Source organism: Escherichia albertii NBRC 107761 = DSM 17582, from assembly GCF_000759775.1.
GTDB classification, from domain to species: domain Bacteria; phylum Pseudomonadota; class Gammaproteobacteria; order Enterobacterales; family Enterobacteriaceae; genus Escherichia; species Escherichia albertii.
Genome location: NZ_BBMY01000168.1, coordinates 1 through 8,232 on the forward strand (window position 1 = coordinate 1; position 8,232 = coordinate 8,232).

Annotated in this window: 8 protein-coding genes; 6 read left to right on the top strand and 2 right to left on the bottom strand. The window is 50.0% G+C overall.

Annotated features, from left to right (window positions below; all coding sequences use genetic code 11):
• The first annotated feature begins 126 nt into the window (after positions 1 to 126).
• From rbsD to rbsR, 6 genes are all read left to right on the top strand, one after another.
• A complete protein-coding gene (rbsD, locus tag EA14781_RS20915) occupies positions 127 to 546 on the top strand; it encodes a D-ribose pyranase (protein WP_002460456.1) in 420 nt (139 codons plus the stop codon).
• A 7-nt stretch (positions 547 to 553) separates the two neighbouring features.
• Positions 554 to 2,059 (top strand): ribose ABC transporter ATP-binding protein RbsA, encoded by a 1,506-nt coding sequence (gene rbsA / locus EA14781_RS20920; protein WP_000387742.1) that lies wholly within the window; start codon positions 554 to 556, stop codon positions 2,057 to 2,059.
• Positions 2,060 to 2,063: 4 nt separating this feature from the next.
• A complete protein-coding gene (gene rbsC / locus EA14781_RS20925; protein WP_000211827.1) occupies positions 2,064 to 3,029 on the top strand; it encodes a ribose ABC transporter permease in 966 nt (321 codons plus the stop codon).
• A gap of 24 nt (positions 3,030 to 3,053) precedes the next feature.
• Positions 3,054 to 3,944 (top strand): ribose ABC transporter substrate-binding protein RbsB, encoded by an 891-nt coding sequence (rbsB, locus tag EA14781_RS20930; RefSeq protein ID WP_001056274.1) that lies wholly within the window; start codon positions 3,054 to 3,056, stop codon positions 3,942 to 3,944.
• A gap of 126 nt (positions 3,945 to 4,070) precedes the next feature.
• On the top strand, positions 4,071 to 5,000 hold the full coding sequence (rbsK, locus tag EA14781_RS20935; protein ID WP_024164677.1) for a ribokinase: 930 nt from the start codon (positions 4,071 to 4,073) through the stop codon (positions 4,998 to 5,000).
• A 3-nt stretch (positions 5,001 to 5,003) separates the two neighbouring features.
• Positions 5,004 to 5,996: a ribose operon transcriptional repressor RbsR gene (rbsR, locus tag EA14781_RS20940; protein WP_000224484.1), complete on the top strand. Its 993-nt coding sequence runs from the start codon at positions 5,004 to 5,006 to the stop codon at positions 5,994 to 5,996.
• On the opposite strand, the gene mdtD is transcribed toward rbsR, so the two are convergent.
• On the bottom strand, positions 5,962 to 7,389 hold the full coding sequence (gene mdtD, locus EA14781_RS20945) for a multidrug transporter subunit MdtD (RefSeq protein WP_000003906.1): 1,428 nt from the start codon (positions 7,387 to 7,389) through the stop codon (positions 5,962 to 5,964). The two genes, rbsR and mdtD, sit on opposite strands and share 35 nt — an antisense overlap.
• 21 nt (positions 7,390 to 7,410) lie before the next feature.
• On the bottom strand, positions 7,411 to 8,103 hold the full coding sequence (locus EA14781_RS20950) for a FadR/GntR family transcriptional regulator (protein ID WP_001131151.1): 693 nt from the start codon (positions 8,101 to 8,103) through the stop codon (positions 7,411 to 7,413).
• Between the last annotated feature and the right edge of the window lie 129 nt (positions 8,104 to 8,232).

The window sequence follows — 8,232 nt, forward strand, 5'->3', positions numbered from 1 at the left end:
TTCATGTTTACTCACGATGTAAAACGTTTCGATGTTGATCACATTTCTGTAACGTCGCGATAGTTTTTCCTGTTCAGTCAGGATTAAACTGCGGGTCAGCGAAACGTTTCGCTGATGGAGAAAAAAATGAAAAAAGGCGTCGTTCTTAATTCTGACATTTCGTCGGCGATCTCCCGTCTGGGGCATACCGATACGCTGGTGGTGTGTGATGCGGGTTTACCCATCCCTAAAAATACAACACGTATCGATATGGCATTAACCCAGGGCGTACCTTCTTTTATGCAGGTGCTGGGCGTTGTGACAAGCGAAATGCAGGTCGAGGCAGCCATTATCGCGGAAGAGATCAAACAACATAATCCGCAACTCCACGAAACGTTGCTCACTCACCTTGAGCAGCTGCAAAAACACCAGGGAAACACCATTGAAATTCGTTACACCACGCATGAACAATTCAAACAACAAACCTCAGAAAGTCAGGCGGTAATTCGCAGCGGAGAATGTTCTCCGTATGCGAATATCATTCTCTGCGCTGGCGTGACGTTCTGAGGTCGTCATGGAAGCGTTACTACAGCTTATAGGTATCGATAAAGCGTTCCCGGGCGTAAAAGCCCTCTCGGGCGCCGCGTTAAATGTCTATCCGGGCCGCGTGATGGCGCTGGTGGGCGAAAACGGCGCGGGTAAATCCACCATGATGAAAGTGCTTACGGGTATCTATACTCGCGATGCCGGTACGCTTTTATGGTTGGGGAAAGAAACGACATTTACCGGGCCGAAATCTTCCCAGGAAGCTGGGATCGGCATTATCCACCAGGAACTGAACTTAATCCCACAGTTGACCATTGCGGAAAACATTTTTCTTGGTCGTGAGTTTGTCAATCGCTTTGGCAAAATTGACTGGAAAACCATGTATGCCGAAGCGGATAAACTGTTAGCCAAACTTAACCTGCGCTTTAAAAGCGACAAGCTGGTGGGCGATCTTTCCATCGGTGATCAGCAGATGGTTGAAATCGCCAAAGTGCTGAGCTTTGAGTCGAAAGTCATCATTATGGATGAACCGACTGATGCGCTGACCGATACCGAAACTGAATCCTTGTTCCGCGTCATCCGCGAGTTGAAATCGCAAGGCCGCGGTATTGTCTATATCTCCCACCGCATGAAAGAAATTTTCGAGATTTGCGATGACGTTACCGTTTTCCGTGACGGACAATTTATTGCTGAGCGCGAAGTGGCATCACTGACCGAAGATTCGCTGATTGAGATGATGGTGGGCCGCAAGCTGGAAGATCAGTATCCACATCTGGACAAAGCGCCGGGAGATATCCGCCTGAAAGTCGATAATCTCTGCGGACCTGGCGTTAACGATGTCTCTTTTACCTTACGCAAAGGCGAAATTCTTGGCGTCTCTGGTTTGATGGGCGCTGGGCGTACCGAACTGATGAAAGTGCTCTACGGCGCACTGCCGCGCACCAGCGGTTACGTCACCCTGGATGGGCATGAAGTCGTTACCCGTTCACCGCAGGATGGTCTGGCGAATAGCATTGTGTATATCTCCGAAGACCGTAAACGTGACGGTTTAGTGCTGGGCATGTCAGTAAAAGAGAACATGTCGCTGACTGCGCTGCGTTACTTCAGCCGTACTGGCGGCAGTCTGAAGCATACTGATGAACAGCAGGCGGTGAGTGATTTTATTCGCCTGTTCAATGTAAAAACACCGTCGATGGAACAGGCGATTGGTCTGCTCTCTGGCGGTAATCAGCAAAAAGTGGCAATTGCCCGCGGTCTGATGACACGCCCAAAAGTGTTGATCCTTGATGAACCTACCCGCGGCGTGGATGTCGGCGCGAAAAAAGAAATTTATCAACTGATTAACCAGTTCAAAGCCGATGGTTTGAGCATCATTCTGGTGTCATCGGAGATGCCTGAAGTATTAGGCATGAGCGATCGCATCATCGTTATGCATGAAGGGCATCTCAGCGGGGAATTTACTCGTGAGCAGGCCACCCAGGAAGTGTTAATGGCTGCCGCTGTGGGCAAGCTAAATCGCGTGAATCAGGAGTAAAAAAATGACAACCCAGACTGCCTCTGGTCGCCGTTATTTCACGAAAGCGTGGCTGATGGAGCAGAAATCGCTTATCGCTCTGCTGGTGCTGATCGCGATTGTCTCGACGTTAAGCCCAAACTTTTTCACCATCAATAACTTATTCAATATTCTCCAGCAAACCTCGGTGAACGCCATTATGGCGGTCGGGATGACGCTGGTGATCCTGACGTCAGGAATAGACTTGTCCGTCGGTTCTCTGTTGGCGCTGACCGGCGCAGTGGCTGCATCTATCGTCGGCATTGAAGTCAACGCGCTGGTGGCTGTTGCTGCGGCGTTGGCATTAGGGGCTGCAATTGGCGCGGTAACCGGAGTGATTGTGGCGAAAGGCCGTGTTCAGGCATTTATCGCTACCCTCGTGATGATGTTGTTACTGCGTGGCGTAACGATGGTTTACACCAACGGTAGCCCGGTAAACACCGGCTTTACTGAGAATGCCGACCTGTTTGGCTGGTTTGGTATTGGTCGTCCGCTGGGCGTACCGACGCCAGTGTGGATTATGGGGATTGTCTTCCTCGCAGCCTGGTACATGCTGCATCACACGCGTCTGGGGCGTTACATCTACGCGTTGGGCGGTAACGAAGCCGCAACGCGCCTTTCTGGTATCAACGTCAATAAAATCAAAATCATCGTCTATTCTCTTTGTGGTCTGCTGGCGTCACTGGCCGGGATCATTGAAGTGGCGCGCCTTTCCTCTGCGCAACCGACGGCGGGAACGGGCTATGAACTGGATGCTATTGCGGCGGTGGTTCTGGGCGGTACAAGTCTGGCGGGCGGTAAAGGTCGCATTGTTGGGACGTTGATCGGCGCATTAATTCTTGGCTTCCTTAATAATGGTTTGAATTTGTTAGGTGTTTCCTCCTATTACCAGATGATCGTCAAAGCGGTGGTGATTTTGCTGGCGGTGCTGGTAGACAACAAAAAACAGTAATAACGACTACAGGACATCTTGAATATGAACATGAAAAAACTGGCTACCCTGGTTTCCGCTGTTGCGCTAAGCGCCACCGTCAGTGCGAATGCGATGGCAAAAGACACCATCGCACTGGTGGTTTCCACGCTTAACAATCCGTTTTTTGTTTCCCTGAAAGATGGCGCGCAGAAAGAGGCGGATAAACTCGGCTATAACCTGGTGGTGTTGGACTCCCAGAATAACCCGGCAAAAGAACTGGCGAACGTGCAGGATTTAACCGTTCGCGGCACCAAAATTCTGTTGATTAACCCGACGGACTCTGACGCAGTGGGTAATGCTGTGAAGATGGCTAACCAGGCGAACATCCCGGTTATCACTCTCGACCGCCAGGCCACGAAAGGTGAAGTCGTGAGCCACATTGCTTCCGATAACGTACTGGGCGGTAAAATTGCGGGCGATTACATCGCGAAAAAAGCAGGTGAAGGTGCCAAAGTTATCGAACTGCAAGGTATTGCCGGAACATCCGCGGCTCGTGAACGCGGCGAAGGCTTCCAGCAGGCCGTTGCTGCTCACAAATTTAACGTCCTTGCCAGCCAGCCGGCAGATTTCGACCGCACCAAAGGTTTGAACGTGATGCAGAATTTGCTGACCGCTCATCCAGATGTGCAGGCTGTATTTGCACAGAACGATGAAATGGCGCTGGGCGCACTGCGCGCACTGCAAACTGCCGGTAAATCGGATGTGATGGTTGTCGGATTTGACGGTACACCCGATGGCGAAAAAGCGGTGAATGATGGCAAACTGGCAGCGACTATCGCTCAGCTACCCGATCAGATTGGCGCGAAAGGCGTCGAAACCGCCGATAAAGTGCTGAAAGGCGAGAAAGTTCAGGCTAAATATCCGGTTGAGCTGAAACTGGTTGTTAAGCAGTAGTCTTGAATCAGGCGTTATGAACTGATGGTGACACCAATACGTCATCGATAGATGAACGTGTAATATAAAGAAAAGCAGGGCACGCGCCACCCTAATCCGGTGGCGCATTTTATGGACATTCCAAATATGCAAAACGCAGGCAGCCTCGTCGTTCTTGGCAGCATTAATGCTGACCATATCCTTAATCTTCAATCTTTTCCTACTCCTGGCGAAACCGTAACCGGTCGCCACTATCAAGTCGCATTTGGCGGCAAAGGCGCGAACCAGGCTGTGGCTGCAGGGCGTAGCGGCGCGAATATCGCGTTTATCGCCTGCACGGGCGATGACAGCATCGGCGAGAGCGTACGTCAGCAACTCGCTACTGATAACATCGATATTTCTCCGATAAGTGTGATCAAAGGTGAATCAACGGGCGTGGCGCTGATTTTTGTTAATGGCGAAGGAGAGAATGTCATTGGTATTCATGCCGGCGCTAACGCGGCCCTTTCCCCGACGCTAGTGGAAGCGCAACGTGAACGCATTGCCAACGCGTCGGCATTATTAATGCAACTGGAATCACCACTCGAAAGTGTGATGGCAGCGGCGAAAATCGCCCATCAAAATAAGACTATCGTTGCGCTTAACCCCGCTCCGGCTCGTGAACTTCCTGACGAACTGTTGACGCTGGTGGACATTATTACGCCAAACGAAACGGAAGCCGAAAAACTCACCGGGATTCGTGTTGAAAATGATGAAGATGCGGCGAAGGCGGCACAGGTTCTGCATGATAAAGGTATCCATACCGTACTGATTACCTTAGGAAGTCGTGGCGTGTGGGCTAGCGTGAATGGCGAAGGTCAGCGCGTTCCCGGATTCCGGGTGCAGGCTGTCGATACCATTGCTGCCGGAGATACTTTTAATGGTGCGTTAATCACGGCATTGCTGGAAGAAAAAACACTGGCAGAGGCGATTCGTTTTGCTCATGCTGCTGCTGCGATTGCCGTGACGCGGACAGGCGCACAACCTTCCGTACCATGGCGGGAAGAGATCGATGCGTTTTTAGACAGGCAGAGGTGACGATTGGCTACGATGAAGGATGTTGCCCGCCTGGCGGGTGTTTCCACTTCAACGGTTTCTCACGTCATCAATAAAGATCGCTTCGTCAGTGAAGCGATTACCGCCAAAGTGGAAATGGCGATTAAAGAACTCAATTACGCGCCTTCAGCACTGGCGCGTAGCCTCAAACTTAATCAGACACGAACTATTGGCATGTTGATTACTGCCAGTACCAATCCTTTCTACTCTGAACTGGTCCGTGGCGTTGAACGCAGTTGCTTTGAACGTGGCTACAGTCTTGTCCTTTGTAATACTGAAGGCGATGAGCAGCGAATGAATCGCAATCTGGAAACATTGATGCAAAAGCGTGTTGATGGCTTGCTGTTACTCTGCACCGAAACACACCAGCCTTCGCGCGAAATCATGCAACGTTATCCGACAGTCCCTACTGTGATGATGGACTGGGCGCCCTTTGATGGCGATAGCGATCTCATTCAGGATAATTCCTTGCTGGGCGGAGACTTAGCGACTCAACATCTTATTGACAGAGGCTATACCCGCATCGCCTGCATTACGGGGCCGCTGGATAAAACACCTGCGCGTTTACGGTTAGAAGGTTATCGCACGGCAATGAAACGCGCCGGGCTGGAGATTCCAGTCGGCTATGAAGTCACTGGCGATTTCGAGTTCAATGGTGGATTTGAAGCAATGCAAGCATTGCTATCACACTCGCAGCGTCCACAGGCGGTTTTTACCGGAAACGATGCCATGGCCGTTGGCGTGTATCAGGCGTTATATCAGTCGGGGTTACGTATCCCACAGGATATTGCGGTGATTGGTTATGACGATATTGAACTGGCAAGTTTTATGACGCCGCCGCTCACGACTATCCATCAACCCAAAGATGAACTGGGGGAGCTGGCGATTGATGTATTAATCCATCGGATGGCTCAGCCGACATTGCAGCAACAACGGTTACAACTTACTCCGGTTCTGATGGCACGTGGCTCGGCTTAGATTTGCGCTGTCTTTTAATTAAATTATTACCATCCGTTGCTTTCAGAAGCATGAATATTGCTGCGGAAGCAACAGTAATAATCCCCATCGTGATGAACGTATAGTGGAATTGTTCAACAGTCGTTGTGCTTTCCATCCCTTCATAAACGCGCAGAACGGCCGCACTAACAGCAACGCCTAAACTGATCGACAGTTGTTGCGTGACCGCCAGAACGCTGTTACCACTGCTGGCATTATCATCCGTCAAATCGGCAAGCGTAATGGTGTTCATGGCGGTGAATTGCGTCGACATGGCCATCCCTAAAATGAACAACGGCAGAATCAACATCCATATTTCCATCGACGGAGATTGCAAAGAGAACTGGGCTATCATCAGTCCAATAATCACCGTGATCCCCACTAGCGTATGGCGATAACCCAGACGCCGTAAAATCTGTGTAACCATCGATTTCGCAATAATGGAACCTAACGCCGTTGGCGCCATCATACAGCCGGCAATAAACGCCTGATAGCCAAAACCAACCTGTAACATCAATGGCATCAGAAACGGAACACAGCCAGTCCCCAGACGGGTTGCGATATTACCTACGATACCAATTGAGAAAGTACGAGTTTTAAACAGTTCTAATGAAATTAATGGGGTTGGCGTTCGGCGAGCATGAAGAATATAAAGAAGCAGTAACCCTATGCTGACGACAATCACTGTCAAGGAAATCCAACTGGCGACAATCTTTTCCCCGAACAGCTCTATTCCGCTTGAGAAGAGAACAAGGCTAAAACCAAAGAGTAAGAAACCGCTGATATCAAACTTACGTCGTGCGGTGGTGAAGTTGGGCATATGTTTGCGGGCATAGAGAAGACCCGCAATACCAATGGGGATATTGATTAAGAAGATCCAGTGCCATGTCGCCCAGGTAACCAGTACCCCGCCAAGAACTGGCCCTAAAATAGGCCCCACCAGACCGGGCATAGCGACAAAATTCAATACTGGGAGAAGTTCATTGCGGGGATAAGCACGCAGTAGCGCCAGGCGAGCGACTGGCATCATCATTGCGCCGCCTATTCCTTGAATAACACGAAAGACAACCAATTGTGGCAGCGAGTTAGAAAGTGCGCAGGCCAGAGAACCTACGGTGAACGGACTCACGGCAATGGTGAAAACGCGGCGCGTGCCAAAGCGATCGGCCAACCATCCACTTACCGGAATAAGCATTGCTACTGTCAGCGTATAACTGATGATGGCCGATTGCATGGCAAGAGGTGAACGATTGAGACTATGAGCGATAGCGGGTAAGGCGGTATTCAGAATGGTGGCATCAAGAGCCTGCATAAAGAAGGCCATTGCCGCAATCCACGGTAATCCCGCCATACTGCGCTTTTTTCTCTCGCTCATTCAATGTTCCGTTAGGTTGTATTACTTCTCGGAGGTGAGTAAAAGCCTCTGACACGCTTTGAAAGCCGCGTCGCCGTCACTTTGGATTATTGCATCGACAATCGCCTGATGCTGATCCAGTTTTATCACGGTGTTGCTGGTTATCGACGTAAAGTAAGTGTGATAAACCGAATGAAATAGTGAGGCGAAAGAAGTCAAAAATGGATTGGCGCTCATTTTATAAATGTGTTCATGCCAGGCCATATCGATCTCAATCCAACGTTCCCGGCGGAAATGTTCTTTTAACGCCGCCATCTCGGCCATTAACGTATTGAGATGCGCCTTCTGTTCTGCGGTGCCAATCGTTGCAGCCAGTAAACAGGCTTGCGGCTCCAGACAGATACGCATAACCAGAAAGTGATCAATGACCTGATGAAAGTTATCTTCCGTCATCCACCAGGTGAGCAATTCCTGATCAAGAAAGTTCCAGTTGGATTGAGGCATTACGCGGGTGCCAATTCGTGGACGTGGCAAAACCATTCCTTTTGCTGTCAACGTCTTGACCGCTTCCCGCACTGCGGTACGACTCACTCCAAATTGCTCACCCAGCTCTATTTCACCGGGCAGAATAGCGCCGGGTGCATATTCACCTTTTAAGATCCGTTGCGCCAGCTTCTCAGCCAGAACATACGAAAGGTTTTTCTGTGCAGCTAACTGTTGTGCGCTTAAAGGCATTACTTATCTTCCTTTTTCTTTTTATTCCTCCTTAGTATGCCATCAGGAATTGTGATTGCGGTTGCAAAAACGGCAAATTGCTTGTTTTATGGCACATTAACGAGTGTTTTGATGAAAAAACGCGCGGTT